Raw genomic sequence first — 26,856 nt, forward strand, 5'->3', positions numbered from 1 at the left:
GCGTGTTTGTGCGCGTTTTTGCGTATTTGTGTACAATGCGGGCATGAAAACCGAATCCCTCCTGCTGCCCGAGCGGCATGCATTGATACTTAAGCAACTTAACGCCGAAGGCCGCGTGCTTGCCGCTGCGCTGGCGCGTGAGCTCAACGTCACCGAAGACACCATCCGCCGCGACCTGCGCGACCTGGCCGCCGCCGGGTTGTGCCAGAAGGTGTATGGCGGCGCGGTGCGCATCTCGCCAGGACCGGAAAGCGGCACGCTGGTGCAGCGCATGGAGCGCCAGCAGGACGATAAATCGCGTCTGGCCGCAGCAGCGGCAACGCTGGTGGCGCCAGGCAGCACCATCTTCCTGGACGCGGGCAGCAGCAACCTGGCAGTCGCGGAAGCGCTGCCGGTGGCGCCGGTGACGGTGTTGACCAATGCACCGTCAATCGCCGCGCGGCTGCTGGACAAGCCGCATGTGGACCTGATCATGATCGGCGGACGCATCAAGCAAAGCCTGGGCGGCAGCGTGGGCGCGACCGCGCTGCGCGAGCTGCAACTGATACGTCCCGACCTGTATTTCATCGGCGCTTGCGGCGTCGATATGCAGGCCGGCGTGACGGCGGTTGATTACGAGGAGGCGGAATTCAAGCGCCGCCTCGCATCACAAAGCAAGGCCACCGCGGTGCTTGCCACGACCGGCAAGATCGGTGCGGTGGCGTCGTACAGCGTGCTGCCGATTTCCCAATTAACCCATTTGATCGTCGAAGCCGCAACCAGCGCGGACGTCGCGGAGGCCTATGCCGCCGCTGGCACCCGCCTGCTGCGCGCCGGCGCATAAACTCATGAACAACTACGGATTGAAACAGCGCGTATCGACGCGTTTAGCTTTTCTGGCGGCCGGCATGGCCATGTCTGCGTGGGCGCCGCTGGTGCCTTACGCCAAGGTGCGTACCGGCGTGGAAGCGGCGCAACTGGGCTTGCTGCTGCTGTGCCTTGGCATTGGCTCGCTGCTGGCGATGCCGGTGACCGGCGTGCTGGCGGCGCGCTTTGGCTGCCGCCGCGTGATCATGTGGTCCGGTCTTGGTTGTGCGGTGGTGTTCCCGTTCCTGGCGATCGCACCGAGCGCGCCCTTGCTGGCGTTGACCTTGTTCCTGTTCGGCGCCACCATCGGCACGCTGGATGTGTCGATGAATGTGCAGGCGGTGATCGTGGAGAACGATTACGGCGGCGCGTTGATGTCCGGCTTCCACGGCATGTTCAGCGTGGGCGGCATCGTTGGCGCGGGCGCCATGAGCGCGATGCTGTGGCTGGGCATGGACATCATCAGCGCCTCGGTGGTGATGACGATTGCGGTGGCGCTGGTGTTGCTGGCCGCTGGCCCGAATCTGCTGCGCGAAGCGCCGGCGGCGGAGCGTGATGCGCCTTTGCTGGTGGTGCCGCGCGGCGCGGTTATTTTGATCGGCGTGCTGTGCATGTTCGTGTTCCTGGCCGAAGGCGCGGTGCTGGACTGGAGCGCGGTGATGCTGACCAACAGCGGCATGAGCAGCGCACAGGGCGGCCTTGGCTACGCCGCGTTTGCGGTGGCGATGACCATCGGCCGCCTGAATGGCGATCGCATTGTCCAGCGTTGGGGCGGGCGCCGCATCTTGTTGTTGGGCGGCCTGGCGGCGGCGACAGGTTTCCTGATTGTGGTGCTGGCGCCGTCGGCGTGGCTGGCGCTGGCGGGCTTTTTGCTGATCGGCTTTGGCGCATCGAATATCGTGCCGGTGTTGTTCACCGCAGCCGGCAGCCAGAAGGATATGCCGGCCAGTCTGGCGGTGAGTGCGATTTCCACCATCGGCTATGCCGGTATTCTGGCTGGTCCGGGATTGATCGGTTTCGTGGCGCACGCCGTTGGCTTGCAGTGGGCCTTTGCGGCGCTGGCGTGCGGCATGCTGCTGGTGGCGTTCAGCGGCTCGTCAAACGCTCCAGCCGCAAGCGGTGGCGCTCGTCCGTGATGCTGCGCGCCGCGAGGTAGACAGCCAGCGTGACAGCGATGCCGCTGCCGCCGGCCAGCAGGAACATCAACAGGATCTGGTAGCGCACCGCGTCCATCGGGTCCATGCCGGCCAGGATCTGGCCAGTCATGATCCCCGGTAGCGTGATGATGCCGGCCGCCGACATCTGGTTGATGATGGGGATCAGGCCTTTGCGCACCGATTCCCGGATCAGCGGCGCCAGTGCTTCGTTGCGGGTCGCTCCCAGCACCAGCTGCGCTTCGATGGCGGCGCGGGCGTTGACCACGCCGCCGTAGAAGGTGTCCAGGCCCAGACTGGCGGAATTCAGCACGTTGCCCAGCACAATGCCGATCAGCGGCACGGCATATTGCGGTTCGTACCATGGCGTCGGATGCAACACCGTCAGCAGCGCCAGCACCACGGTGGCGATGCTGGACAGGCCGACGCTGGCCGTCGCCAGCCACACGCCAGGCCAGCCACGCAGGCCGTGCGCGGGACGCATCGCCACTTCGCGTGCGGCGGCCACGATCATCAGCAGCGCCACGGCCAGCGTGGCGGCGGGAGAGGCCAACGCGAATACCCAGCGCAGCACCAGCCCCACCAGCAGCAGTTGCACCACCATGCGCACGGCGGACCACAGCACCATGCGCTGCATGCGCAGGCCGAGGTAGGCCGAGATGCCGGCATTCAGCACCACCAGCGAAGCGGCAACGGCAAGGTCGATGGCGCCGGGCTGGATGGCGTTCATGGCCTGTCCTCCCTGAGCTGGCGGTCGCGCATGGTCATGCGGCGGCTGCCCAGTGCCTGCGCTTGCGTCGTGGAGTGCGTAACGAGGACAAGCGACAGGCCGTTGCGGACTTCCTTATGCAGCAGGGATTCGGTGGCGGCGACTGCCTCGGGATCGAGTGCGGCGGTGGGTTCGTCAAGCAGCAGCACTTTCGGCTGGCACGCCAGGGAGCGGATCAGGGCCATGCGCTGGCGCTCACCGGTGGAGAGACGGCTCACTTCCTGTTCCAGCAATGTGGGCGAGAGGTTCAGTTGCGGCAGCAGCTCATGCACGCGCGGGATCTGGCCCGGTTTGAAATGGGCACCGGCGGTGGGCAGCCACCATGCCGGCTCGGCCGGCTGGTAGACGACTTGTGCGCGCCATGCGGGAGGGCTGATGCTGGCGCGTGATTTGCCGTCCAGCAGGATCTCGCCGGTGTTGGGATCGAGATCGCACAGCATGCGCAGCAGCAGGCTTTTGCCGGAGCCGGACGGGCCGGAGACGGTGATGCACTGGCCGGCCGCCAGTTCGAAGGAATAAGGTCCGGCCAGGGGCGATTGCAGCTGGCGGACTTGCAGGCGTGGCTGCATGCGGCGTCAGGTCAGGCCGTCGAACAGCATCACGTCGACCAACTGGCCGGCGGCCACGCTGGCCTGGTCATGGTGCAGGACGACGATGCAGTTTGCTTCGCTCATCGAGCGCAGGATGCCGGAGCCCTGGGCGCCGGTCAGGCGCACTTGCGGCGCGCCGTCGCTGCCGGTGCTGAGGATGGCGCGCTGGTATTCGGTGCGGCCGGGGCGTTTGCGGATGGCTTCCGTGGCGCGGGCCTGGACGGTTTGCTGTTGGCAGTCGGTGCCCATCATGCGCAGCAGGGCAGGGCGGGCGAACATGTAGAACGAGACCATCACCGCGACCGGATTGCCGGGCAGGCCGAATAGCCAGGCGCTGTCTTGCTCGGTCTGGACTTTGCCGAAGGCCAGCGGACGGCCGGGGCGCATGGCCAGCTTCCAGAAGGCGACGTCGCCCAGCAGGGCCATGATGTCGCGCGTGTAGTCGGCGGCGCCTTCGGAGACGCCGCCGGAGGTGATGATGGCGTCGGCCTGCCGGGCGGCGCTGCGCAGGGCCGCTTCCAGTGCCTGCGGGTCGTCTTTGACCACGCCCATATCGATCACTTCGCAGCCGAGGCGGGTGAGCATGCCGAACAGGGTGTAGCGGTTGCTGTCGTAGACGCAGCCTTCATCGAGCTTGTCGCCCACGGAGCGCAGTTCGTCGCCGGTGGAGAAGAAGGCGACCTTCAGCTTGCGCTTGACGGTGACCTGGCCGATGCCCAGCGATGCGACCAGTCCGAGGTCGGCGGGGCGCAGCAGTTTGCCGGCGGGGATGGCGATGCCGCCGGCCCGCAGGTCTTCGCCGGCGCGGCGCAGGTTGGCCCCAGCGCGGATGGCGTTGGCGGCGATGGTGACGGTTTGGCCGTCAATGCTGGCGGCCAGTTCTTGCGGCAGGACGGTGTCGCAGCCGGGCGGGATGCTGGCGCCGGTCATGATGCGCACGCACTCGTTGGCTTGCGGCGCCTGCGTGACTGGATGGCCGGCGTAGGCGATGCCGATGATGTTGAAAGCCGCCGTACCTTCGGCAGGCAAATCGGCGCCGCGCAGGGCATAGCCGTCCATGGCCGAGTTGTCGTGCGCGGGGACGTTGATCGGCGAGATGATGTCGGCGGCCAGCACGCGATCGAGGGCGGCCAGCAGGGGCAGTGTTTCGGTTGCCTCCACCGGTACGACGCGCTCGCGGATCAGCCGCTGCGCCTCCGTCACCGGCAGCGCTGGCGGATCGGTGTCGCGCGCGGCTGCACCTGGCGCGTGCACCGCCAGGTGCGTGTCGCCCGCACCAGCGGCCGGCGCGTGCGCCGCCAGGTCGGTGTCGCCCGCACCAGCTCCCGGCGCGGTCACCACGTGGCCCGTGCTGCGCGCCGCCGGCACTGCGCCCGCTCCGCTCGGGTCGGATGCTGCCGGGCGCACGTCGTCCGCGTTATCACGCACGTTTGCGGCCGGGCCGCTTGCCCCGCGAGACGTGGCGTCGGTGCGTTCGTGGTGCTGCAGTTCTTCCAGTGTGTTGATGTTGCTGAAGGCCGCGCTGTCGTCGAACAGCACTTCGGCCACTTGCAGCGTCTTGAAGAAGCCTTCCATGCGGCGCGCCCCGGTGTCGAGGTAAGCTTCCAGCTGCGGCAGCACATCGGCCTTGATCAGGCTGAAGACAGGGTGCGGCTGGCGGTACAGCGCACCTTGCTCATCACGCTCCATGGTCACCGCCATCGCCATGTCGGCGCCCTGTGCGAGCATGGCCTCGTGCAGTCGCGCGGCCAAGTCGGCCGGGAGGAATGGCGAATCGCACGGCGCCGTCAGCAGTAACTCGGTCGGGCAGAACTGCAAGCCAATCTGCAAGCCCGCCAGCGGCCCGGCAAAACCATCCAGGAAATCCGGCAGCACCGGCGATGCACCTGCCAGCGCCTGATACTGCGGCAGGTTGCGATTGGCATTGATCGCCACGCTGGCCACCTGCGGCGCCAGGCGCGCCAGCACATGCGCCACCAGCGTCGAGCCGCGGAACGGCTGCAAACCTTTGTCCACGCGGCCCATGCGCGTGCCGCGTCCACCCGCCAGTATCAACCCGGTGACCTTGCTCTTCAAAGACAAAACTATCCCCCGATGTAAGACATTTCCACTTTATTGGCACTGCGCTGCTGCTTTAGTGCCTCGGTCTGGCTGGTGCGCAGCTCCGAATAGCGGTCCTCGCGTGCGCGCCACAAATGCGCCAGCGCGGTGCTGATCTCGGCATCGCTGCGGCCTTCGCGCAGCAGGGCGCGCAAATCGTGGCCGCTGGTGGCGAACAGACAGGTGTACAGTTTACCCTCAGTCGAGAGCCGCGCGCGAGTACAGTCCGAGCAAAATGCCTGGGATACACTTGAGATGACACCGACTTCGCCGCTGCCGTCGGCATAACGCCAGCGCGCGGCGGTCTCGCCGGTGTAGTTGGCGGCCACCGGCTCCAGCGGCATCTCGGCGCTGATGCGGCGGATCACTTCGGCCGATGGAATCACTTCGTCCATCTTCCAGCCATTGGATGCGCCCACGTCCATGTACTCGATGAAGCGCAGGATATACGGGCTGCCGCGGAAGTGGCGCGCCATCGGCACGATCTCCTGGTCGTTCATGCCGCCCTTGACCACCATGTTGATCTTGATCGGCCCCAGGCCAACCTGGTGGGCGACGTCTATCCCTTTCAGCACATCATCGACGGCGAAGTCGACGTCGTTCATGCGCTGGAACACGGCGTTGTCGAGCGCATCCAGCGACACCGTCACGCGCTGCAGGCCGGCGTCTTTCAGCGACTGCGCCTTGCGCGCCAGCAGCGAGGCGTTGGTGGTCAGCGTCAGGTCCAGCGGCTTGCCGCTGACGGTTTTCAGCCCGGCCAGCATGGCGATCAGCTTTTCGATGTTCTTGCGCAGCAGCGGCTCGCCGCCGGTCAGGCGGATTTTCTCGACGCCGTGCGCGATGAACAGTTTGGCGATGCGGGTGATTTCCTCAAACGACAGCAGCGAGGTGTGCGGCAGGTATTGGTAATCGTTGTTGAACACCGCTTTTGGCATGCAGTACACGCAGCGGAAGTTGCAGCGGTCGGTGACCGAGATGCGCAGGTCGTGCAGCGGCCGCGCCAGGCGGTCGCTCAACAGGCCGGTCGGCGTTTCGAGGGCGGTGGGAACGACCGGCGCCGTACCGCGCTGCTCGGTCATCATGATAATTTTTTCTGCCATATTGCTGTTTATGAAATGCACTTGCTAATGACTCAGACAGCTACGATAGCATGATAAAAAAAGGGAAGCACGAGGCTTCCCTTTTTTAGCTTGCAGCTGGCGCGGCTTAACGGCGGGTGTCGACCTGGATCAAGGGCTCGTCAACCTGCGGTGGCAGCGGCTTGCGCTCGCGTGGCACGCGCACTGGTTGCGCCACTTGTGCAGCGGCTTCCTGGGCGGCGCGCAGCTTGGCGGGATCGGTCGAAGCCAGGGTCAGGCCGGCCGAGCTCAGCACGGCTTGCAGGTCGATCGGGGCCGATGGTGCTGGCGCGGCGGCCACCGGTGCCGGCGCTGGGGCTGGTGCCGGCGCTGGTGCCGGCGCAGCGGCTACCGGGGCGACTGGTTCGGCGGCCAGCGGTGCTGCCGGTGCGGGCTCGGCGGCGACCGATGCAGCCACTTCGGCCACGACGGCTGGCGTTTCCACTGCCGGAGCCGGAGCTTCGGCAGCGGCGACCACAGGCTCGGCAGCCAGCGGCGCTTCGGCCACTGGCGCTGCTGGCGCGGTTGCCACGGCCGGCGCGGCGGCCGGGGCAGCTTCCGCTACCGGGGCGGCTGCAGGTACCTCAATTGCCGGTGCAACTGGTACAGCCACGGCGGCTGGCGCGGCTTCAACGGCAGCTTCGGCAAGCGGAGCGGCTGCGGCTGGTGCGGCAGGTTCGACGGCCACAGGCTCGGCGGCTGGAGCAACGGCGGCCGGGACGGGTTCCACGGCAGCTGCGGCGGCTGCCTCGGCGGCTTCCGCCACTGGCGAGAAGCTCAGTTCAGCCTGTTCGCCGTTTTCGCCGGCAACGGCGTCCTGGCCTTCCACGCCTTCGCGTTCGCGGCGGTTGCGGTTGCGGCCGCCACGACGGCGACGGCGGCGCGGCTCATCGCCGTCCACTGCCACGTCATTTTCATCGCCTTCCGGACCGGCGTTCGGCGCCGATTTCAGGATGCTGGCGGCGGCGTCCACGGCCGGACCGGTCGACCCTGCAGCGGCGGCGTTCAGTGCCAGCTCTTCCACTTTGGCTTCCACCGGCGCCTTGTCGGCGCGCGGTTCGCGTGGCTGGCGTGGCGGACGCTCAGCGCGTTCGCCACGCTCTGCGCGCTCGGCACGCTCCGGACGCTCGGCGCGCTCAGGACGTTCAGCACGCTCGCGTGCCTGGCCTTCCGCTGCCTGCTCGCGTGGCTCACGCGCTTCACGCGGCGGACGCGGCTGGCGTGGCGGACGGCCGTTGGCGTCCGCGGCCTTGTTGTCTTCCTTGGCTGCGCCTGGTTCTTTCTCTTCGCGCTCGGCACGGCCGCCTTTGCCGTTACGGTTGCGGCCGCGTGGGCCACGGGCATTGCGGTCGCCGCGCTCGCCGCCGGCTGGCGCCTTGACCACGATGGTCGGCTGCTGCGGCAGGGCCGGTGCGGCTGGCTTGCCGGTGAAGAAGCCGATCAGCTTGGCAAAGAAGCCTTGCTCGGCCGGCGCCGGCGCTGGGGCCGGGGCTGGCTTGATGATGGTTTCGGTCGGCTTGCGGTCAACCATCGGCGCAGGCTGCTCAGGGGTGATGGTCTTGACCATGGCTTCCTGGCGCGGCTTGGTTTCTTCCTTCTGGCGCTTGCTGTAGGCCATGTCGGTTTCAGCCTGCTCGGCCAGAGTGTAGCTGGCGCTGCTGTCTTCCAGGCGCGGATCGTCGTGCTTGATGCGCTCCAGCTTGTAGTGCGGGGTTTCCAGGTGCTTGTTCGGCACCAGGATGATGGTGATGCGGTGGCGGGTCTCGATCTTCAGCACTTCGCCGCGCTTCTCGTTCAGCAGGAAGGCTGCCACGTCCACCGGTACTTGCACGTGAATGGTGGCCGAGTTTTCCTTCATGGCCTCTTCCTGGATGATGCGCAGGACTTGCAGGGCCGACGATTCGGTATCGCGGATGTGGCCGGTGCCCGAGCAACGCGGGCAGGTCACGTGCGAGCCTTCGGACAGCGACGGACGCAGGCGCTGGCGCGACAGTTCCATCAGGCCGAAGCGGGAAATCTTGCCCATCTGAACGCGTGCACGGTCGTGGTGCAGGGCGTCTTTCAGGCGCTGTTCCACTTCGCGCTGGTTCTTGGCCACTTCCATGTCGATGAAATCGATCACGATCAGGCCGCCCAGGTCGCGCAGGCGCAGCTGGCGGGCGACCTCTTCGGCGGCTTCGCAGTTGGTGTGGAAAGCGGTGGTTTCAATGTCGGAACCGCGGGTGGCGCGGGCCGAGTTGACGTCAACCGACACCAGCGCTTCGGTGTGGTCGATTACGATAGCGCCGCCGGAGGGCAGCGGCACGGTGCGGCTGTAAGCCGTTTCAATCTGGTGTTCAATCTGGAAACGCGAGAACAGCGGCACGTCGTCGCTGTAGCGTTTTACACGGTGCACCATGTCGGGCATCACGTGGCTCATGAACTGGTGGGCCTGCTCGTAGATCTCGTCGGTATCGATCAGGATCTCGCCGATATCCGGCTGGAAGTAGTCGCGAATCGCGCGGATCACCAGCGACGACTCCTGATAGATCAGGAACGCGCCGGACGCCGATTTGCCGGCGCCTTCAATCGCGCGCCACAGCTGCATCAGGTAGTTCAAGTCCCACTGCAGTTCTTCCACGCTGCGGCCGATGCCGGCGGTGCGGGCGATCACCGACATGCCGGACGGCAGGTCCAGCTTGTCCATGGTTTCGCGCAGTTCCTGGCGCTCTTCACCTTCCACCCGGCGCGACACGCCGCCACCGCGTGGGTTGTTCGGCATCAGCACCAGGTAACGGCCGGCCAGCGAGACGAAGGAGGTCAGGGCGGCGCCTTTGTTGCCGCGCTCTTCCTTCTCCACCTGGACCATGATTTCCTGGCCTTCGCGCAGCGCTTCCTTGACCGAAGCGTTACGGACATCCACCCCTTCCTTGAAATAAGTGCGCGCTACTTCCTTGAACGGCAGGAAACCGTGGCGATCTTCGCCATAGCTGACGAAGCAAGCTTCCAGCGATGGTTCGATGCGGGTGATCACGCCTTTGTAGATGTTGGACTTGCGCTGTTCGCGTCCGGCGGTTTCGATGTCGATATCGATCAGTTTCTGACCGTCGACAATGGCTACGCGCAGCTCTTCTTGCTGCGTAGCATTAAACAACATGCGTTTCATTTTTATTAACTCCGCGACCCTTGGGCCATGTATGCTGTCCGGTTTCTTAGGACCGGTGCAGCAAGCTACAGGGATACACGCGAGAATCAGAACGATTGCGGTGGGTATGCCCATCCTGTGCGGCTGCACGGAGCGGCCGCAACTGGGCGCATGAGGTTGATCGACATGCCGAGTGCTCGCTTCATCTGTAGTTCTCCATGCGGCCCCAACGGACGGCAGAAAAGAACAGACGGAGAGCAGTCTTGAAGGCCAGATCTCGACCAGGCTTACAAACTACAAGTATTGCTACTTCTATAACCGGGCTGGCATCAGCCGGCGGTCAGGCTTGCAGTGAGCATGGGGTCTGGCGAAAACGGCAAGCGTTATCAACTACTCATCAACCGGCCAGCCCAACTGATAATCTGGCTGACCGGACTTTATCCTTACTATCCAATCATTCTTCTTCAGCACCCCTGTCGCCATCCGATTACAACTACGGTGCAACCCTGATTCCGGCAGGGATGGTGCGCATACATTTTTTCCTCTGAATTTGCAATTTGGCGAGGCCAGTGGAGACGCCCCTGTGTAAAATGTGCTTTTATTCTTACACTTGCCGCAGTGAGAACCGCAGCGAAACGATTATATATTCAAAATGAAGGACTTAGAGAGATTTCTGGGAAGACAGAGCAAATGAAGATGCAAAAAGATGTTGTTCCCGCTTCAACGTCCGCCCCGCTGCAAGCCCAATTCGTCACCATCACTGAAGAAGAAGCCGGTCAACGGATCGATAACTACCTGTTGCGCGTTTGCAAAGGCGTGCCGAAAAGCCACGTCTATCGTATCCTGCGCTCGGGTGAAGTGCGCGTTAACAAAGGTCGTATCGACCAGCTGTACCGTCTGGCACAAGGCGATGTGGTGCGGATTCCGCCCATTCGCTTGGCAGAAAAACAAGAAAATCATGTGCCAGCCGCCGAATTCGCGATTATTTTCGAAGACAGCCACCTGCTGGTGATCGACAAGCCGGCCGGCGTGGCCGTGCATGGCGGTTCCGGCGTGTCGTTTGGCGTGATCGAGCAATTGCGCGCCTCGCGTCCGGACGCCAAGTTCCTGGAGCTGGTGCACCGTCTGGACCGCGAAACCTCCGGCCTGTTGTTGTTGGCAAAGAAACGTTCGGCCCTGACCAGCCTGCACGAGCAGATGCGCGACGGCCTGACCGACAAGCGTTATCTGACCATGGTGGCTGGCGACTGGAAAAATGCGCGCCAGCACATCAAGCTGGCCCTGCACAAGTACAGTACCGCGGATGGCGAGCGCCGCGTCACGGTGTCGCCGGACGGCATGCCGTCGCACACCATTTTCAGCCTGCGGAAAAAATTTGAAGGTTTTGCCCTGCTGGAAGCCGAGCTGAAGACCGGCCGTACCCACCAGATCCGCGTACATCTGTCATCGTCTGGCTTCCCCATCCTGGGTGACGACAAATACGGCGATTTTGCGCTGAACAAGGCACTGCAAAAAGCCACCGAGACGCGCGGCGCGCTAAAGCGCATGTTCCTGCACGCGCATCAAATTACGTTTACCCATCCTGAATCCGGCAAAAACATGACGCTGAACGCGCCATTGGCCGCCGAATGTGAGCGATTCTTGGTAAGCTTGGGAAAACCTCTTAACTAATCGCAAACACATGGCAAGAAAGCAATTTGATCTGATCGTCTTCGATTGGGATGGGACGTTGATGGATTCGACTTCCACCATCGTCAAGTGCATCCAGGCAGCCGCGCGCGACCTGTCGCTGCCGGTGCCGCGTGACGATGCGGCCGCCCACGTGATCGGCTTGGGCCTGCATGAAGCCATGCAGGCGGTGTTGCCGGATGTCGATCCGGCTTTTTATCCGCGCATGGTGGAACGCTATCGCTACCATTTCCTGTCGCGCGATCACGAGATCAGCCTGTTCCCGGGCGTGCACGACATGCTGGAAGAGTTGTCGCAGAACGGCTATTTCCTGGCCGTGGCCACTGGCAAGAGCCGGGTCGGCTTGAACCGCGCCATGAATGATGTCAAAGTATTGTCGCTGTTTGATGCCACCCGCTGCGCGGACGAAACTTTCTCCAAGCCGCACCCGGCCATGCTGCAAGAATTGACGCGGGAATTGGGGCAAGATATGCGACGTACCGTGATGATCGGCGATACCACCCATGATCTGTTGATGGCCAACAATGCCGGCGCGGCCGGCATCGCGGTCGAGTACGGGGCCCATCCGGTCGATCAGCTGCACGCCTGCAAACCACTGTACTCAGCGCGCACGGTGGCCGAGCTGCATCAATGGCTGAGCGAGCACGCCTGATGGACGAGATCCTGATCTGCGCCGCGGACGCCATCGCGGAAGGGGGCAGAGGCGTGCGCTTTGCGTTGACCGCCGGCGGCGAGGACGCCACCGGCTTTGTCGTGCGCCACGGCGGCAAGGCCTATGCCTACCTGAACCGCTGCGCCCACGTGCCGATCGAGCTGGACTGGAACGAGGGCGAGTTTTTCGAGTCCAGCAAGCTGTACCTGATGTGTTCCACCCACGGCGCGCTGTATGTGCCGGAAACCGGGCAGTGCGCCGGCGGTCCCTGCCGCGGCGGCCGGCTGCGGCCGATTGCGGTGGTGGAGCGCGATCAGCAGATTTATTGGCAGCCCGATGACTACCTGCGCCCCGCGCGCGCCTGATTAATCCATAAAGTATTCCATGAGCGACAACCTCGACCAGAACACCCCTCCCGCAGCACCGCCGGCCAAGGCCGCCCCATCCAACTGGGAGCGCGAGGTGCTGGAAAAACTGGTGTTTGCCACCCTGAAAGAGCAGACCGCGGCGCGGCGCTGGGGGATTTTCTTCAAGGCCGCGACCCTGCTGGTGATTGTGTTTGCGCTGAGCGCCTATTTCGACTTCAGCTGGACCGGCTCGGACGGCGAAACGCTGGGCCGGCACACCGCGCTGATCGAGGTTGAGGGTTCGATCGAATCGGAAGGCAGCGGCTCGGCCGCCGTCGTGATCCCGGCGCTGAACAAGGCGTTTTCCGACAGCGGGTCGGTGGCCGTGGTGCTGCATATTAATAGTCCGGGCGGCAGCCCGGTGCAGGCCGGCATGATTGTCGATGAGATGATCCGCCTGCGCAAGGGTTATCCGGGCAAGCCGCTGTACGTGGTGGTGGACGAGATTTGCGCCTCCGGCTGCTACTACATCGCGGCCGGCGCCGATCGCATTTACGTCAACAAGGCCAGCATCATCGGTTCGATCGGCGTGCTGATGGACGGCTTTGGCTTTACCGGCGTGATGGAAAAGGTCGGCGTTGAGCGGCGCCTGCTGACTGCGGGGGAAAACAAGGGCTTCATGGACCCGTTCAGCCCGCTGACGGAAAAACACAAGCAGCACGCTCAGACCATGCTGAACGAAATCCATCAGCAATTCATCCAGGTGGTGCGCAACGGCCGCGGCAAGCGCCTGAAGGAAACGCCGGACATGTTCTCCGGCCTGTTCTGGACCGGCGCCAAGTCCATCGACCTCGGCCTTGCGGACGCCTACGGCACCGTGGACAGCGTGGCGCGCGACGTCGTCAAGGCGGAAGACATTGTCGATTACACCCAGCACGAAGGCTTGCCGGAGCGTGTGCTGAAGAAATTTGGCGCCGCCATGGGGGCGGGCGCCATGAAGTCGGCGGTGGACACGGTCAAACCCAGCTTGCATTAGGCAGGGTGGTAGGATGACTGGCAGGCCGATTAATATTATCAATACAGCCTTATTTTCGCTTGCGGATATTCCATGGTGAACTATATTGGTGTTGTAGTTCTTACCTAGGGGGGCCAACATCAATACATACCAGTTGTGCAGTACAACGTAGAGAACTACTCAACTGCATCATTGATGCGGAGTAGAGTGAATTTCGATTCCTCATTCAAGTCCCTTTGTGGGGCTGAAAACAGCGGCGCCATGCCGCTGTTTTCTTTTGCAAAGCCGCCGGCGTCCAGCCAGGCGAGAAATCCCGCTTGTTGCGCGGCATGCCAGACGGCTGCGGCCTGGTCCGGCGGCGATGACGTGTGGCTGCAACGTTCCAGTAGCAGGGCGGTACGGAGGTGGGCGGCCGAGGCTTGCGCCGCTGGGTTGGCTGGTTTGGGCATGATGATCCTGCTGAGCTTTCCTAGTGGCAGTAGGCGGATTCCTAATGCTGTTTCAGTCTAACAATAGAATCTGAGCATGGTTTGATATGCGTCAAGGATGCGCGCATCCTGTAAAATCGCGGCCATGAGCAAATTATCCCTGGACCGCATCCTGCAATCGCAGGGCTATGGCACCCGCAAGTTTTGCCGCACCCTGATCGAGGACGGCGAAGTCACCATCAACGGTGTGGTGCATGACAACTACAAAGAAACCCTGGAAACCGACGGACTGGTGTTCCGCCTGTTTGAGGAAGACGTGCAGTATCGCGAACACGTCTACATCGCCTTGAATAAGCCCGCCAATTATGAATGTTCGCGCAAGCCCAGCCATCATCCGGGCGTGCTGACCCTGTTGGCCGAAGAGCTGACCTGGCGCGATGTGCAGCCTGTTGGCCGGCTCGACCATGACACCACCGGCATGCTGCTGATGTCGGACGATGGCGCCTTTATCCATGCACAATCGTCGCCAAAGCGGCACGTGCCCAAGATTTACCAGGCCACTACCGCCGAGCCGGTCACTGACGAGCTGATCGAAAAAATGCTGGCGGGCGTGCAATTGCACGATGAACCGGCGCCGCTGGCGGCGGTCACCTGCCTCAAGCGCGGCGAGCACCAGCTGGAAATCGTGCTGGAGCAGGGCAAGTACCACCAGGTCAAGCGCATGCTGGCGGCCGCCGGTAATCATTGCGCGGCGCTGCACCGTTCGGCCATCGGCAAGCTGGAGCTGGCTGCGCTGGATCTGAACGAAGGCGAATGGTGCTATCTGACGCCTGAACAACTCGCATTGCTGAGCCCTGAATGAAACTCGCTACCCTGAAAGACGGCACCCGCGACGGCCAGTTGATGGTGGTCGCGCGCGATCTGAAAAGCGCGCAACTGGCCGACGGCGTGGCCCGCACCTTGCAGCGCGCCCTCGACGATTGGACCTTCATCTCCCCGCAACTGGATGCCATCTATCAGGAACTGAACCGTGGCGGCGGCCGCCGCAGCTTTGACTTCGACCCCGCCAACTGCATGGCGCCGCTGCCGCGCGCCTTCCAGTGGGCCGACGGTTCGGCCTATGTGAACCACGTTGAACTGGTGCGCAAGGCGCGCGGCGCCGAGCTGCCGGCTTCGTTCTGGGAAGAGCCGCTGATGTACCAGGGCGGCAGTGACGATTTCCTCGGGCCGACCGACGACATCGTACTGTCGCATGCCGAATGGGGCATCGATTTCGAAGCGGAAGTATGCGTGATCACCGACGATGTGCCCATGGGCGCCACCGCTGACCAGGCCCATCAGCGCATCCGCCTGCTGATGCTGGCCAACGATGTGTCGCTGCGCAACCTCATTCCCGATGAGCTGGCCAAGGGCTTCGGCTTCCTGCAATCCAAACCGGCCACCAGTTTCTCGCCGGTGGCGGTCACGCCGGACGAGCTGGGCGACGCCTGGAAAGGCGGCAAGGTGCATCTGCCGTTGTTGTCGACCTGGAACGACAAGCTGGTCGGCAAACCGCAGGCCGGCGTCGACATGGTGTTCAATTTCCCGCAATTGATTGCCCACCTGGCCAAGACCCGCAACGTGCGCGCCGGTTCCATCATCGGCTCCGGCACCGTGTCCAACAAGGACAGCAAGAAGGGCTATTCCTGCATTGCCGAGCAGCGCTGCCTGGAAATGATCGCCGGCGGCGAGCCGGTCACGCCCTACATGGCGTTTGGCGACACCATCCGCATCGAGATGCTGGACGACGGCAAATCGGTATTTGGCGCGATTGCCCAAACCATCAAGCAAGCCTGAGTTTCCTGCCGTATTCGAGCGATGATCTTGCCTTGCCGCAATCCATAATGGCAAGGTCGAGATCAACCCGAGCAGCAGGCAGACCAAATGGCAGAAGACAGCGACGCCGAAAAGACCGAACCCGCGTCAGCGAAGCGCCTTGAGCAGGCGCGTGAAGAAGGCGACGTTCCCCGATCGCGGGAAGTGGCGACGTTTACCGTGCTGATGGCGGCCGGTGCCGGCCTGTGGGCCACCGGCGACGGCCTGATCCGCCAGTTGCAGGCGGTGCTGGTGTCCGGTCTCAAGCTGGACCAGGAACAAATCTTCAATGCCGACGTGCTGTTCCACCGCATTGCGCTGGACGTGGTGCAGGTGCTGATCGCCTGCCTGCCGCTTGGCATCGCGGTAATGATCGTGGCGCTGGCTTCGCCGATGCTGGTGGGCGGTTGGCTGTTCAGCGGCAAGGCGTTCATGCCGAACTTTAACAAGCTCAATCCCATCAATGGCATCAGCAATATGTTTTCGACCAATGCGCTGGTCGAGCTCGTCAAGGCGATCCTGAAAACCATCGTGGTGGGCTTTGTCACCTGGCTGGTGGTGCTCAAGTACAAGGATGCGGTGATCGGCCTGTCGGTCGAGCCGCTCAAGCTGGGCATCGGCCATACGCTGAATATGCTGGCTTCCAGCTTCATGTTCATCGTCGGCGCGCTGGGTTTGATTGCCGCCATCGACGGCCCGTACCAGATGTGGCATTACGCGAACAAGCTGAAGATGACGCGTCAAGAACTGATCCAGGAATCCAAGGAGTCCGACGGTAATCCGCAAATCAAGGGCAAGATCCGCCAGCTGCAGCGCGAGATGGCCAAGCGCCGCATGATGGCCGACGTGCCGACCGCCGACGTGGTGGTGACCAATCCGACCCACTATGCGGTGGCGCTGAAGTACAACGACGGCATGCGCGGCGCGCCGAAGGTGGTGGCCAAGGGCACCGACGAGGTGGCGGCCAAGATCCGCGAAATCGCCAGGGAACACAAGGTCACGCTGCTGGAGGCGCCGGCGCTGGCGCGTGCGTTGCACAAGCACACCGAGATTGGTGACGAGATTCCGGAACAGCTGTACGCGGCCGTGGCCGAGGTGCTGGCCTACGTGTTCCAGCTGCGCCTGTTCAGCAGCGGCAAGGGCAAGTATCCGGACAAGCCGCAGAAACTTGATGTGCCGCCAACCATGGACCCGCTGGACCCAGCCTTCATCCCCAAGCACGGCACCCCCGATTTGAATAACGGAGCATCCGCATGAACGCCCTCAGCAACGTGAAACTGCCGCCATGGCTGCAAGGCCTGGCCACGGCGCAAAACAAGGCCAGCCTGGCGGCGCCGATCCTGATCATCATGCTGCTGGCGATGATGATCTTGCCGCTGCCGGCCTTCGTGCTGGACTTGTTCTTCAGCTTCAATATCGCGCTGTCGATCATCGTGCTGCTGACCGCGCTGTACACGGTGAAGCCGCTGGACTTCATGGCCTTTCCGACCATTCTGCTGCTGTCGACCATGCTGCGGCTGGCGCTGAACGTCGGCTCGACCCGCGTGGTGCTGACCGAGGGCCATACCGGCGCCGACGCGGCCGGTAAAGTGATTGAGGCCTTCGGCCACTTCCTGATCGGCGGTAACTACACGGTCGGGATTGTGGTGTTCATCATTCTGACCATCATTAACTTCGTGGTGGTGACCAAGGGCGCCGGCCGTATTGCCGAGGTGGGCGCGCGTTTCGCCCTGGACGCGATGCCAGGCAAGCAGATGGCGATTGACGCCGACCTGAACGCCGGCCTGATCGGCGAAGCCGAAGCGAAAAAGCGCCGCAGCGAAGTGTCGATGGAAGCCGAGTTCTACGGCGCCATGGACGGTGCCTCGAAATATGTGCGCGGCGATGCGATCGCCGGTATTCTGGTGACCGTGATTAACGTGGTGGGCGGCCTGCTGGTCGGCGTGATCCAGCACGACATGCCGTTTGCCGATGCCATCAAAAACTACACGCTGCTGGCCATCGGTGACGGTCTGGTGGCGCAGATTCCCTCGCTGGTGATTTCGATTGCGGCTGGTATTGTGGTGTCGCGCGTGGCCAGCGACCAGGACATCGGTTCGCAACTGATGGGCCAGTTGTTTGCCAAGCCGCAGGTAATGTATATCACGGCTGCCATCATTGGCGGCATGGGCCTGATTCCGGGCATGCCCAACCTGGTGTTCCTGCTGCTGGGCGCGACCCTGGGTGGCGCCGGCTACCTGATGAGCAAGCGCGCCACCGAGAAGACCACCGCTGAAGTGGCGGCGGCCGAGGCGGCCGCGCCGGCAGCGGCCGCGGCGGCCGAGCAGGAAGAGGCCAGCTGGCAGGATGTGATGCCGGTCGATACACTGGGGCTGGAAGTGGGGTATCGCCTGATTCCGCTGGTGGACAAGACCCAGGGCGGCGAGCTGCTCAAGCGCATCAAGGGCATCCGCAAGAAGTTCGCGCAGGAGGTGGGCTTCCTGGCGCCGCCGGTGCACATCCGCGACAACCTGGAGTTGAAGCCGTCGGCTTACCGCATCGCGCTCAAGGGCGTGGAAGTGGGCGTGGGGGAGGCGTACAACGGCCAGTTCCTGGCCATCAATCCGGGCATGGCGACCGGCACGCTGCAGGGCATGGTCACCACCGATCCGGCGTTTGGCTTGCCGGCAGTGTGGATTGATGCCAGCCTGCGTGATCAGGCGCAGGGCATGGGCTACACCGTGGTCGATGCCGGCACGGTGGTGGCGACGCACCTGAATCACCTGATCACCACCCATGCGTCCGAGCTGCTGGGCCGTTCGGAAGTGCAGGCGCTGCTGGACCACTTGAGCAAGGAAGCGCCGAAGCTGGTGGAAGACCTGGTGCCGAAGCTGATTCCGTTGTCGACCTTGCAGAAGGTGTTGCAGAACCTGCTGGCCGAAGGCGTGCACATCCGCGACATGCGCAGCATCATCGAAACGCTGGCCGAGCACGCGACCCACACGCAGGATGCCGGCGACCTGACCGCGCTGGTGCGCATCGCGCTGGGCCGGGCGATTGTGCAGCAGCTGTTCCCGGGCGCCGGCGAGCTGTCGGTGATGACGCTGGATAACCGTCTGGAGCGCTTGCTGATGCAGGCGCTGGCGGCCAGCGGCCCGGATGGCGCCGGCATCGAGCCGGGTCTGGCCGACACCATCGCCCAGCAGGCACAGCAGGCCGCGGCGCAGCAGGAAGCGCTGGGGCTGACGCCGGTACTGCTGGTGCCGGGGCCGTTGCGGGCCCTGCTGTCGCGCTTTCTGCGCCGCGCCTTGCCGCAGCTGAAAGTGCTGTCGCACGCCGAGATCCCGGAAAGCAAAACCATCCGTGTCACCGCGTTGGTGGGGCAGCAACCGGCCTGAGTTTGATCCAGCGCGCAGCGCGGCCATGCGGGCAGCCTAGACTGCCTGCATGGATGACGACTATGACACGCCATGGAAGGAAGTGGTCACCAACTACTTCCCTGAATTCATGGCCTTCTATTTTCCCGACGCCCACGCGGCGATCGACTGGTCGCGGCCGTACGCGTTTCTCGACCAGGAGCTGGCCTCCCTGTCGCGCGACGCCGAGGTCGGCAAGCGCCTGCTCGACAAGCTGGTGCGTGTGCACCTTTGTGACGGTGGCCAGCAATGGGTGTTGGTGCATCTGGAAGTGCAGGGCTGGCACGACGCCGCGTTTGCCGAGCGTATCTTTACCTACCACTACCGCGTGTACGATCGTTACCGCAAGCCGGTGGTCAGCATGGCGGTGTTGGCTGACAGTGGAAAAGGCTGGCGGCCGTCGAGGTTTGTCTATCGCACCATGGATTGTGAAATGCGTCTGATTTTTCCGATCGTGAAGTTGCAGGACTATGCAGACCGCTTGCCGGAATTGCTGGCCCATCCCAGTCCGTTTGCGCTGGTGACGTCCGCTCATTTGCTGACGCAGCAGACCCGGCGCAATGCTGAACATCGACGTGCCGCCAAGTGGCGCCTGACCAGGCTTCTGTACAAACGTAGCTGGGACAAGCAGCGTATCATCGATTTCTATCATGCGATCGATTGGATGATGCGCCTGCCGGATGCGCTGGATGCGCAATTCAGAGACGATGTGTATGCATTGGAAAGGAGAGAGGCCATGCCCTACATAAATAATTTTGAGCGGGCCGGGCGCAAGATCGGCCGGCAGGAAGGGTTGCTGGAAGGACGGCAAGAAGGGCGGCAAGAAGGGCGTGCTACCTTGCTGGCGTCCATGTTGGCAAAGCGCTTTGGCGCCCTGGATGCGGTGGTGATGGCGCGGCTGGCGACAGCGGATGCGGAGCGGCTGTCGGCATGGGCGTTGAACTTCGTTGATGCCCGCACGCTGGACGAGGTTTTCCGCGACTGAATTGCGGCCGATTTCCGGCCTTGTTCATCGGATCGTTTCCAAGGTGCATCGTCAATAATGGAAGCATAGGAGTGAAGCTGCTCCATTTGCTTTCCACGAGAGACGGTCATGAACGTTAAAAAATTTACCGCGTCGACTTCCCGCGAAGCGCTGCGCAAAGTCCGCGAATCGCTCGGCCCCGACGCCGTGATCCTGTCCAACCGCCAGGCCGATGGCGTGGTTGAAATCCTCGCCCTCGCCAACGACGATGCCGCGTCGCTGGCCATGCCCGCACCGCATTCGCCGATGGCGGAGCCAGCCCCATCGCTGGACCTCGGCACCACCGCTATCCCTGCCATCTCCAGCGGCCGCGTCGAGCCGCGCTTTGAAGATGAGCTGCCGCACATGTCGCCGCCAGTGGCCGCCAAGCCGGCCAGCCTGCCGCCGCAGCCGCAACGCCGCGTGGTCGCCTCGCACTCGTCGCTGGCCACCAAGGTGGCCGCCGCTGCTGCGCCCGCGCCGGCACCGCAGCCGAAAGCCGCGCCAGCCATTGACGCCAACCAGATCGCCGCCCTGGTCAGCGCCGCGGTCGCCAGCGCCAAGGAATCCGCCGCCGCTGAAATGAGCGGCATGATGAGCGAACTCCGCGCCATGCGCGGCATGATGGAAACCCAGCTGGCCGAACTGTCGTGGGGCGCGACCCAGGCGCGCGAGCCGCACAAGACCGCCGTGCTGCGTTCCATGCTGGCGGCCGGTTTCTCGGCCAGCCTGGCGCGCTACCTGATCGAAAAACTGCCAGCCAATCAGCGCGACGCCGCCGACAGCCTGCGCTGGATGAAAACCGTCCTGGCGCGCAACCTGCAAACCATGGCCAACGAAGATGCGCTGATTGACCAGGGCGGCGTGTTCGCACTGGTCGGCCCGACCGGCGTCGGCAAGACCACCAGCACCGCCAAGCTGGCCGCGCGCTGCGTGATGCGCCACGGCCCGGACAAGCTGGCCCTGATCACCACCGACGCCTACCGTATCGGCGCCCACGAGCAGCTGCGCATCTACGGCAAGATCCTCGGCGTGATGGTGCACTCGGTGAAAGACGAAGCCGACCTGCGCATTGCCCTGAAAGAGCTGAAAAACAAGCACACCGTGCTGATCGACACCGTTGGCGTCAGCCAGCGCGACCAGATGGTGACCGAACAAGTCTCCATGCTGCAAGGCGCCGACGCCAACGTCAAACGCCTGCTGTGCCTGAACGCCACCGCCACCCAGGAAACCCTGAGCGAAGTGGTGCGCGCCTACCAGGGCAGCGGCCTGGCCGGCTGCATCATGACCAAGCTGGACGAGGCCGCCGCCATCGGCAATGTGCTGGACGTGGTGATCCGCCACAAACTCAACCTGTTCTACGTGTCGAATGGCCAGCGCGTGCCGGAAGACCTGCACCTGGCCGATCCGGCCTACCTGATCGACCGCGCTTTCAAGTTGAAACGCGATATCGTCAACACCCAATACCAGGATGCAGAGCTGCCTCTGCTGATGAGTAGGGAAGGTTTCGGCCTGACCACCGAGCGCGAGGTGCACCTTGGCTAACTTCAATTTCGACCAGGCGGAGGGACTGCGCCGCATGCTGGCGGGGCCGCAGCCCCGCATCGTCACCTTCCTGTCGGCAGCGCCGCAGGACGACAAGGGTTCCATGCTGGTCAACCTGGGCGCCTCGCTGGCCCGCGCCGGCAACGACGTGCTGATCGTCGACGCCTGCGCCAGCGCCCACGGCGTGGCTTCGCGCCTTGGCGTCGATGGCGGCCACAGCCTGCTGAACGTGGCGCGCCAGGAGTGCGGCCTGAACCAGGTCATTCATCCGGTGCCGCAAGGGTTTGCTGTGGCGTCCATGACACGCGGCGCGGCGCGCTCCGGTCCGGACGAAACGCGCCGCCTGGCCAAGGCTTTCGATGTGATGGCCAAGCAAACCGGCATGGTGCTGGTGGACGGCGAATTTGACGGCGTGGCCTTTCCGGTGCCGGTCATGGCCAGCTCGGAAATCGTGGTGCAAGTTTCCAATAGCGCTACCTCGATCAAGGCCGCCTACAGTATGATTAAGCGCCTGAACCAGGAACTGGGCCGTCGCCCGTTCGGGATTCTGGTGACCGGGGCTTCCGAATCGGAGGCAAAGGTGGTATACGATAATATGGCACAGGCAGCCAGCCGTTACCTGGCGGTCAACCTGGTTTCCATGGGCTCGGTGCCGGCGGATGAGTACCTGCAACGCGCAGCGCGCTTGGGGCGCGCGGTGGTTGATGCGTTTCCGCTGGCCGGGGCTTCAGTCGCGTTCCGTCAGCTGGCGGGGCGCTTCGCGCTGGGGGGAAATAGCCAACTCAGCGCTTAATTAATACAAAAATATTCGAATGTACACGGTAAAAGGGAAAGCGGACAAGGACACCTTACTGACGGAACACATGCCGTTGGTCAAGCGCTTGGCCCACCACATGAAGGCGAAACTGCCGCCCAGCGTCGAAGTCGACGATCTGGTGCAAGCCGGGATGATCGGCCTGCTCGACGCCATCAGCCGTTACGAAGAAACCCACGGCGCCCAATTTGAAACCTACGCGGTGTTGCGCATCCGCGGCGCCATGCTGGATGAGCTGCGCAACAGCGATTGGCTGCCGCGTTCGCTGCGCCAGAATATGCGCAAGGTCGAGGCGGCCATGTCGACGCTGCAGCAGCGCCTGGGCCGGCCGCCGAGCGAATCGGAAGTGGCCAAGTCGCTCAAGCTGTCGCTGGCCGACTATCAGGAAATGCTGTCCGACGGCGGCGGCCACCAGCTGGTGTACTACGAAGATTTCCACGACGATGACGGCAACGACAGTTTCCTCGACCGTTACGCCTCGGACGACGAAGCCGATCCGCTGCGCTCGCTGCTGGACGGCGACTTCCGCCAGGCCGTGATCGACGCCATCGACGCCTTGCCGGAGCGGGAAAAAATGCTGATGGGCCTGTACTACGAAGAGGAGCTCAACTTGAAAGAAATCGGCGCCGTGATGGGTGTCTCTGAATCGCGCGTATCGCAGCTGCATACGCAAGCCGTGGCGCGCCTGCGTGCCTCACTCCGGGAGCGGTCTTGGACTGGGCCAGCGTAGCCGGCGTCCTGGTGGCGCTGGCCGGCATCGTCATCGGCCAGGGACTGGAGGGCGGTAAGGTCACTTCCTTGCTGCAACCGGCGGCGTTTGCGATCGTGGTGGTCGGCACCTTCGGCGCCGTGCTGCTGCAGACGCGGCCGAAAACCCTGTGGCGCGGCCTGCGCATGCTGCGGCTGGTGTTTGCGCCGCCGCCCGACACCCGCGCCGCGCTGGCGCGCGACATCAACGCCTGGAACCTGGCGGCGCGCCGCGACGGCCTGCTGTCGCTGGAGCGTTACATGCTGGCCTCCAAGGACAAATTCAACACCAAGGGTCTGCGCCTGATTGTTGACGGCATCGCGCCCGACAAGCTGCGCCAGCTGCTGGACACCGAAATCACCGCCTATGAAACCGAGGAGCGCCAGGCGGTGCGCATCTGGGAATCGGCGGCCGGCTATTCGCCCACCATCGGCATCCTCGGCGCGGTGCTGGGCCTGATCCATGTGATGGAAAACCTGACCGACCCGAGCAAGCTGGGCTCCGGCATTGCGGTGGCGTTTGTGTCCACCATCTACGGTGTCGGCCTGGCCAATCTGTTCTTCTATCCGATCGCCAACAAGCTGAAAGCGATCGTCACCCAGGCCGTGCACCAGCAGGAGATTGCGGCGGCGGTGTTTTACGATATCGCCACCGGCGACCACACGCGCGTGATTGACGAGCGCATCGCCACGCTGCTGCGGGAGCATTGAGATGCAGTACCGGCGCGCGCGCAGGAAGTTCGACGACGAACCGGAAAACCACGAACGGTGGCTGATTTCCTACGCCGACTTCATCACGCTGCTGTTCGCGTTTTTTGTGGTGATGTACGCGATTTCGGCGGTCAATATCGGCAAGTACAAGATTTTCTCTGACGCGCTGGGTGACGCCTTCGGTGGCAAAGGCGCGGCGCAGCCGGTCAATACCGAGGTGCCCAATCTGCCCATTCCCAATCCGGCCATCAAGCGCCGCAATGAATTGCTGCGCAAGGAAAAGGAGCAGATGACCAAGCTGGCCCAGGATCTGTTGTCCACCATGGCGCCGCTGGTGAAGGAGGGCAAGGTGCGGGTGACGCAGAACAGCCGCGGCGTCAGCGTCGAGATCAATGCTTCGGTGCTATTCGATCCGGGCGATGCGCGGCTGATGCCGGAATCGGTGGAAGCGCTGCGCGCGGTGGCGGCCCTGCTCAAGGACGACAGTCACGATGTGCAGGTGGAAGGCCACACCGACAATCAGCCGATCGGCAATACCCGTTTCCCGTCCAACTGGGAGCTGTCGTCGGTGCGCGCCAGCAGCGTGGTGCGCTTGTTTATTGATGCCGGCGTGGCGCCGCAGCGCCTGACGGCGGTGGGCTTCAGTTCCAACCAGCCGGTGGCGCCGAACGACACGGCGCAGGGCCGCGCACGCAACCGCCGCGTGGCGGTGACCATTCTGTCGGGTATCCCCGATCCAAGTACGGAAGTGCCGACGAATTAACCGGCGAGGAAACCGCGGCTGCGCGGCAGGGAAGTGGAGATGCCGGCCGGGCCGTAGAAGTTGTTGGCCGTGCCGTTTTGCGGCCGCAAGGCCTGCAGCGCGCCCTGGGTGTGCCCCATCTGCTTATTGATCAACATGCCGTTCACGCGGTTCAGTTCCTTGGCTTCGCGCGTGTGCTGCAACAGCGCCTGCCACAGACTGGCCGATTCGTCGCGCGCTTCGCCGCTGGCGGCGATCCACGCATCCATGCCGGCTTCCTCGGCAGGAAAGCCGCATTTGCCCAGCGAGCGGTGACGTTGCGCCGACAACAGGGTCATTTGCGTGACCAGCGCGGTTTTGCGGGTGGTGATGGCCGGTAAGGCCTCGATGTCCGCCGTCACCAGCAGGTGCTGCTCCTGGCGCAGCACGTCCAGCAGGGTGGACATGATCTGTTCTTCTTCGCGCAGGCTGTTCAGCGGGGTGACGGTGGTCATGATGATCCTATCGTTTTCTTGAGTGCAGCAGATCCTTGACGGTATCCAGCAAGCCATCCGCTACTTTTTCCGAGTTGACCTGGAACTGACCGTCGGCAATCGCCAGCTTGATGCGTTCGACTTTCTTGGTGTCGAACACCGCATTGGCGCCGCCGGCCGAACTGGCCGCCATGGCCTGGCCTTGCGGCGACAGGCGTACATTGTCCGACGCAACGTTGGTCGCCGCCGCTTCGGCCGCTTTTTCCGCGCCGCGCGCGGTGGAGCCGGTAGCAGCAGGCGTCGACGGCAGGCCGGGCGTGCTCTTTAATGTGTCATTGATTTTCACAGCATTTCCTTCTCAGCTAGGAGTACGAAACTCCGGGATCTGAGTCGGTAACGGCGGCGGCGGCGGAAACTTTAGCTGGACTGTGCCGCAAGTTGCTCAAAATGCCACCTCCACCGTCCCGCCAGTCTTGGCGATGCCGGTAATTTGCTGGCCGTTGGCGGTTTTCACCTGCACCACCTGGCCTTCGCCGGCCGTGCTCATGGCGCGCGCCTCGGCCGACACGCTGAAACCATTGCCACTGGACACCAGGCGCACCAGTTGACCCGACTGCACCACCGGCTTGCTGCGCAAGGTATCCAGGCGCAGGGGAGTTCCTGGCGGCAACGACACCGTGGCGCTGCGGCCGATCACCTGGTTGACGTCGGTGGCTATCCCGGCTGGCAACATTGTCAAATCGCCCTTGAGGATGGTCAGCTGGCCGGCGTCGATCGGCTGGCCCTGCACCAGCGGCGCGGCGCTGGCGACATAATCGCCCACCACCGTCACGCTGGCCTGAATATATACCGTCCAGGCCGAAGGCGCCGCACAGCGCACGCCGACCGAGGTTTTGCCCCAGGCGCGTGCGCCGGGCATGAAGAAGGCTTGCGGATCGGGGCAGGCGGCCAGGTTCAGGCGCGGATCGACCGCGCCGACGTTGACCGTGACTTCGCCCGGCAGGCCGCCGGCCTGCACCTGCAAAAACTGTTCAACGGTACGCTTGAGCACGGCGATGTCCTGGCGGCCGTTCTGGGCGGCGGCGGTGCCAGCGGCGGTCAGCAGGCTGGCCGCCAGTGCAGTGCTCAGCAAGCGCGTAAGTAAGCGAGATTTCATGGCGTCGGTTTCCCCTTCAATGTTGCCATCATAGTCTGGCGGGCTGGACTTGAAGCGTGGAATAGGACTGGAAATGGGGTGTTTATCGCCCGATGGTGACAGCGGCCAACTCCGTATCATCGAATCTGTCACCAATGTGGAAGGGGAGCGAATCATGCTCGGCAGCAAGTTAGACGATTACATGCGCTTTAATGAGACTGCGCTCAGCCTGCGCTCGGCGCGCCAGACCGTGCTCGCCTCCAACATTGCCAATGCGGACACACCGAATTACAAGGCGCGCGATATCGACTTCAGCAGCGCGTTGCAGGCCGCGCTGGACAAGGCCAATCCCGACGCCAGACAAACCTTGAGCACCACCGCCAGCAAGCATTACCCCAACCCTCAGCAAGACGCCGGTACGCTGGCTGACGGCACGCCGCTGTTGTACCGCGGTGTGATCCAGGGGGCGGTGGATGGCAACACGGTGGACATGGACGTCGAACGCAACCAGTTTGCCGACAACGCCATCCGTTATGAAGCCGGCATTACCGCCATCAATGGCCAGATCAAGGCGATGCTGGCGGCGCTCCAGTCAGGGAACTAAT

General features: G+C 63.6%; 26 protein-coding genes. 17 read left to right on the top strand and 9 right to left on the bottom strand.

The genetic code is table 11. From position 1 onward, the window contains the following. Window positions 1–43 precede the first annotated feature (43 nt). Both ABDW57_RS04765 and ABDW57_RS04770 read left to right on the top strand, forming a co-directional pair. Window positions 44–823 carry a DeoR/GlpR family DNA-binding transcription regulator gene (locus ABDW57_RS04765; protein ID WP_343729051.1) on the top strand — a complete coding sequence of 260 codons (780 nt, stop codon included), beginning with the start codon at window positions 44–46 and terminating at the stop codon, window positions 821–823. A 4-nt stretch (window positions 824–827) separates the two neighbouring features. Continuing rightward, window positions 828–1,982 carry an MFS transporter gene (locus ABDW57_RS04770; protein ID WP_343729052.1) on the top strand — a complete coding sequence of 385 codons (1,155 nt, stop codon included), beginning with the start codon at window positions 828–830 and terminating at the stop codon, window positions 1,980–1,982. Here ABDW57_RS04770 and fetB read toward each other — a convergent pair. From fetB to ABDW57_RS04795, 5 genes are all read right to left on the bottom strand, one after another. Continuing rightward, window positions 1,933–2,730, bottom strand: a complete 798-nt coding sequence (fetB, locus tag ABDW57_RS04775; RefSeq protein WP_343729053.1) for an iron export ABC transporter permease subunit FetB — start codon at window positions 2,728–2,730, stop codon at window positions 1,933–1,935. The two genes, ABDW57_RS04770 and fetB, sit on opposite strands and share 50 nt — an antisense overlap. Further along, window positions 2,727–3,338 (bottom strand): ATP-binding cassette domain-containing protein, encoded by a 612-nt coding sequence (locus ABDW57_RS04780; RefSeq protein WP_343729054.1) that lies wholly within the window; start codon window positions 3,336–3,338, stop codon window positions 2,727–2,729. Before ABDW57_RS04780 ends, fetB begins: the two co-directional genes overlap by 4 nt. 6 nt (window positions 3,339–3,344) lie before the next feature. Next, window positions 3,345–5,441 (bottom strand): gephyrin-like molybdotransferase Glp, encoded by a 2,097-nt coding sequence (glp, locus tag ABDW57_RS04785; RefSeq protein WP_343729055.1) that lies wholly within the window; start codon window positions 5,439–5,441, stop codon window positions 3,345–3,347. Between the two features lie 2 nt (window positions 5,442–5,443). Then, the gene (moaA, locus tag ABDW57_RS04790; protein ID WP_343729056.1) at window positions 5,444–6,559 is read right to left on the bottom strand and encodes a GTP 3',8-cyclase MoaA; all 1,116 of its coding nucleotides are present in this window, start codon (window positions 6,557–6,559) and stop codon (window positions 5,444–5,446) included. Between the two features lie 106 nt (window positions 6,560–6,665). Continuing rightward, a complete protein-coding gene (locus ABDW57_RS04795; RefSeq protein WP_343729057.1) occupies window positions 6,666–9,722 on the bottom strand; it encodes an Rne/Rng family ribonuclease in 3,057 nt (1,018 codons plus the stop codon). 669 nt (window positions 9,723–10,391) lie between these two features. Between ABDW57_RS04795 and ABDW57_RS04800 the strand changes: the two genes are divergently transcribed. The 4 genes from ABDW57_RS04800 to ABDW57_RS04815 are packed head-to-tail and all read left to right on the top strand — an operon-like array spanning window position 10,392 to window position 13,425. Next, window positions 10,392–11,372: an RluA family pseudouridine synthase gene (locus ABDW57_RS04800; RefSeq protein ID WP_343729113.1), complete on the top strand. Its 981-nt coding sequence runs from the start codon at window positions 10,392–10,394 to the stop codon at window positions 11,370–11,372. A gap of 10 nt (window positions 11,373–11,382) precedes the next feature. After that, window positions 11,383–12,042 carry an HAD-IIIA family hydrolase gene (locus ABDW57_RS04805; RefSeq protein ID WP_343729058.1) on the top strand — a complete coding sequence of 220 codons (660 nt, stop codon included), beginning with the start codon at window positions 11,383–11,385 and terminating at the stop codon, window positions 12,040–12,042. Then, on the top strand, window positions 12,042–12,407 hold the full coding sequence (locus tag ABDW57_RS04810; protein ID WP_343729114.1) for a Rieske 2Fe-2S domain-containing protein: 366 nt from the start codon (window positions 12,042–12,044) through the stop codon (window positions 12,405–12,407). The genes ABDW57_RS04805 and ABDW57_RS04810 overlap by 1 nt, the downstream gene beginning before the upstream one ends. A 19-nt stretch (window positions 12,408–12,426) precedes the next feature. Continuing rightward, window positions 12,427–13,425, top strand: a complete 999-nt coding sequence (locus ABDW57_RS04815) for a S49 family peptidase (protein WP_343729059.1) — start codon at window positions 12,427–12,429, stop codon at window positions 13,423–13,425. A gap of 155 nt (window positions 13,426–13,580) precedes the next feature. Here ABDW57_RS04815 and ABDW57_RS04820 read toward each other — a convergent pair whose 3' ends face one another. After that, window positions 13,581–13,853 carry a hypothetical protein gene (locus tag ABDW57_RS04820; protein ID WP_343729060.1) on the bottom strand — a complete coding sequence of 91 codons (273 nt, stop codon included), beginning with the start codon at window positions 13,851–13,853 and terminating at the stop codon, window positions 13,581–13,583. Between the two features lie 124 nt (window positions 13,854–13,977). On the opposite strand from ABDW57_RS04820, the gene ABDW57_RS04825 reads away from it, so the two are divergent. The 10 genes from ABDW57_RS04825 (at window position 13,978) to motD (ending at window position 24,664) form a co-directional block, all read left to right on the top strand. Further along, on the top strand, window positions 13,978–14,694 hold the full coding sequence (locus ABDW57_RS04825; RefSeq protein WP_343729061.1) for a 16S rRNA pseudouridine(516) synthase: 717 nt from the start codon (window positions 13,978–13,980) through the stop codon (window positions 14,692–14,694). Beyond that, window positions 14,691–15,668, top strand: a complete 978-nt coding sequence (locus ABDW57_RS04830; RefSeq protein WP_343729062.1) for a fumarylacetoacetate hydrolase family protein — start codon at window positions 14,691–14,693, stop codon at window positions 15,666–15,668. The genes ABDW57_RS04825 and ABDW57_RS04830 overlap by 4 nt, the downstream gene beginning before the upstream one ends. An 87-nt stretch (window positions 15,669–15,755) precedes the next feature. After that, a complete protein-coding gene (gene flhB / locus ABDW57_RS04835; RefSeq protein WP_343729063.1) occupies window positions 15,756–16,943 on the top strand; it encodes a flagellar biosynthesis protein FlhB in 1,188 nt (395 codons plus the stop codon). Further along, on the top strand, window positions 16,940–19,063 hold the full coding sequence (gene flhA, locus ABDW57_RS04840; protein WP_343729064.1) for a flagellar biosynthesis protein FlhA: 2,124 nt from the start codon (window positions 16,940–16,942) through the stop codon (window positions 19,061–19,063). The genes flhB and flhA overlap by 4 nt, the downstream gene beginning before the upstream one ends. A 49-nt stretch (window positions 19,064–19,112) precedes the next feature. Continuing rightward, window positions 19,113–20,066, top strand: coding sequence for a DUF4351 domain-containing protein (locus ABDW57_RS04845; RefSeq protein ID WP_343729065.1), 954 nt, complete (start codon window positions 19,113–19,115; stop codon window positions 20,064–20,066). A gap of 108 nt (window positions 20,067–20,174) precedes the next feature. After that, window positions 20,175–21,629 (top strand): flagellar biosynthesis protein FlhF, encoded by a 1,455-nt coding sequence (flhF, locus tag ABDW57_RS04850; protein ID WP_343729066.1) that lies wholly within the window; start codon window positions 20,175–20,177, stop codon window positions 21,627–21,629. Then, window positions 21,622–22,422 (top strand): antiactivator of flagellar biosynthesis FleN protein, encoded by an 801-nt coding sequence (locus tag ABDW57_RS04855; RefSeq protein WP_343729067.1) that lies wholly within the window; start codon window positions 21,622–21,624, stop codon window positions 22,420–22,422. Before flhF ends, ABDW57_RS04855 begins: the two co-directional genes overlap by 8 nt. Before the next feature lie 19 nt (window positions 22,423–22,441). Beyond that, the gene (locus ABDW57_RS04860; protein WP_155466123.1) at window positions 22,442–23,173 is read left to right on the top strand and encodes an RNA polymerase sigma factor FliA; all 732 of its coding nucleotides are present in this window, start codon (window positions 22,442–22,444) and stop codon (window positions 23,171–23,173) included. After that, window positions 23,155–23,901, top strand: a complete 747-nt coding sequence (locus ABDW57_RS04865; RefSeq protein WP_343729068.1) for a flagellar motor protein — start codon at window positions 23,155–23,157, stop codon at window positions 23,899–23,901. Before ABDW57_RS04860 ends, ABDW57_RS04865 begins: the two co-directional genes overlap by 19 nt. 1 nt (window position 23,902) lies before the next feature. Next, window positions 23,903–24,664, top strand: coding sequence for a flagellar motor protein MotD (gene motD / locus ABDW57_RS04870; protein ID WP_343729069.1), 762 nt, complete (start codon window positions 23,903–23,905; stop codon window positions 24,662–24,664). Here motD and ABDW57_RS04875 read toward each other — a convergent pair. The 3 genes from ABDW57_RS04875 to flgA all read right to left on the bottom strand — a co-directional run bounded on the left by ABDW57_RS04875 (window position 24,661) and on the right by flgA (window position 26,272). After that, the gene (locus tag ABDW57_RS04875; protein WP_343729070.1) at window positions 24,661–25,137 is read right to left on the bottom strand and encodes a flagellar protein FlgN; all 477 of its coding nucleotides are present in this window, start codon (window positions 25,135–25,137) and stop codon (window positions 24,661–24,663) included. The two genes, motD and ABDW57_RS04875, sit on opposite strands and share 4 nt — an antisense overlap. Before the next feature lie 7 nt (window positions 25,138–25,144). After that, entirely contained in the window at window positions 25,145–25,462 is a 318-nt protein-coding gene (gene flgM, locus ABDW57_RS04880; protein ID WP_343729071.1) for a flagellar biosynthesis anti-sigma factor FlgM, read from the bottom strand. Between the two features lie 96 nt (window positions 25,463–25,558). Beyond that, entirely contained in the window at window positions 25,559–26,272 is a 714-nt protein-coding gene (gene flgA, locus ABDW57_RS04885) for a flagellar basal body P-ring formation chaperone FlgA (RefSeq protein WP_343729072.1), read from the bottom strand. Window positions 26,273–26,426: 154 nt separating this feature from the next. Between flgA and flgB the strand changes: the two genes are divergently transcribed. After that, on the top strand, window positions 26,427–26,855 hold the full coding sequence (gene flgB, locus ABDW57_RS04890) for a flagellar basal body rod protein FlgB (protein ID WP_343729073.1): 429 nt from the start codon (window positions 26,427–26,429) through the stop codon (window positions 26,853–26,855). Window position 26,856 lies beyond the last annotated feature (1 nt).

Source organism: Duganella sp. (assembly GCF_039595735.1).
GTDB lineage: Bacteria > Pseudomonadota > Gammaproteobacteria > Burkholderiales > Burkholderiaceae_D > Rugamonas.

Excerpts from the sequence above, each read along its gene's own strand:
- moaA (WP_343729056.1), bottom strand. The coding sequence starts at position 6,559 with ATGGCAGAAAAAATTATCATGATGACCGAGCAGCGCGGTACGGCGCCG.
- ABDW57_RS04845 (WP_343729065.1), top strand. The coding sequence starts at position 19,113 with ATGGATGACGACTATGACACGCCATGGAAGGAAGTGGTCACCAACTAC.
- flhA (WP_343729064.1), top strand. The coding sequence starts at position 16,940 with ATGAACGCCCTCAGCAACGTGAAACTGCCGCCATGGCTGCAAGGCCTG.
- ABDW57_RS04820 (WP_343729060.1), bottom strand. The coding sequence starts at position 13,853 with ATGCCCAAACCAGCCAACCCAGCGGCGCAAGCCTCGGCCGCCCACCTC.
- ABDW57_RS04830 (WP_343729062.1), top strand. The coding sequence starts at position 14,691 with ATGAAACTCGCTACCCTGAAAGACGGCACCCGCGACGGCCAGTTGATG.
- ABDW57_RS04770 (WP_343729052.1), top strand. The coding sequence starts at position 828 with ATGAACAACTACGGATTGAAACAGCGCGTATCGACGCGTTTAGCTTTT.
- ABDW57_RS04825 (WP_343729061.1), top strand. The coding sequence starts at position 13,978 with ATGAGCAAATTATCCCTGGACCGCATCCTGCAATCGCAGGGCTATGGC.
- ABDW57_RS04810 (WP_343729114.1), top strand. The coding sequence starts at position 12,042 with ATGGACGAGATCCTGATCTGCGCCGCGGACGCCATCGCGGAAGGGGGC.
- flgB (WP_343729073.1), top strand. The coding sequence starts at position 26,427 with ATGCTCGGCAGCAAGTTAGACGATTACATGCGCTTTAATGAGACTGCG.
- ABDW57_RS04765 (WP_343729051.1), top strand. The coding sequence starts at position 44 with ATGAAAACCGAATCCCTCCTGCTGCCCGAGCGGCATGCATTGATACTT.
- ABDW57_RS04800 (WP_343729113.1), top strand. The coding sequence starts at position 10,392 with ATGAAGATGCAAAAAGATGTTGTTCCCGCTTCAACGTCCGCCCCGCTG.
- ABDW57_RS04860 (WP_155466123.1), top strand. The coding sequence starts at position 22,442 with ATGTACACGGTAAAAGGGAAAGCGGACAAGGACACCTTACTGACGGAA.
- ABDW57_RS04875 (WP_343729070.1), bottom strand. The coding sequence starts at position 25,137 with ATGACCACCGTCACCCCGCTGAACAGCCTGCGCGAAGAAGAACAGATC.
- ABDW57_RS04780 (WP_343729054.1), bottom strand. The coding sequence starts at position 3,338 with ATGCAGCCACGCCTGCAAGTCCGCCAGCTGCAATCGCCCCTGGCCGGA.
- flhF (WP_343729066.1), top strand. The coding sequence starts at position 20,175 with ATGAACGTTAAAAAATTTACCGCGTCGACTTCCCGCGAAGCGCTGCGC.
- ABDW57_RS04795 (WP_343729057.1), bottom strand. The coding sequence starts at position 9,722 with ATGAAACGCATGTTGTTTAATGCTACGCAGCAAGAAGAGCTGCGCGTA.
- motD (WP_343729069.1), top strand. The coding sequence starts at position 23,903 with ATGCAGTACCGGCGCGCGCGCAGGAAGTTCGACGACGAACCGGAAAAC.
- fetB (WP_343729053.1), bottom strand. The coding sequence starts at position 2,730 with ATGAACGCCATCCAGCCCGGCGCCATCGACCTTGCCGTTGCCGCTTCG.
- flhB (WP_343729063.1), top strand. The coding sequence starts at position 15,756 with ATGGCAGAAGACAGCGACGCCGAAAAGACCGAACCCGCGTCAGCGAAG.
- flgA (WP_343729072.1), bottom strand. The coding sequence starts at position 26,272 with ATGAAATCTCGCTTACTTACGCGCTTGCTGAGCACTGCACTGGCGGCC.
- ABDW57_RS04805 (WP_343729058.1), top strand. The coding sequence starts at position 11,383 with ATGGCAAGAAAGCAATTTGATCTGATCGTCTTCGATTGGGATGGGACG.
- ABDW57_RS04815 (WP_343729059.1), top strand. The coding sequence starts at position 12,427 with ATGAGCGACAACCTCGACCAGAACACCCCTCCCGCAGCACCGCCGGCC.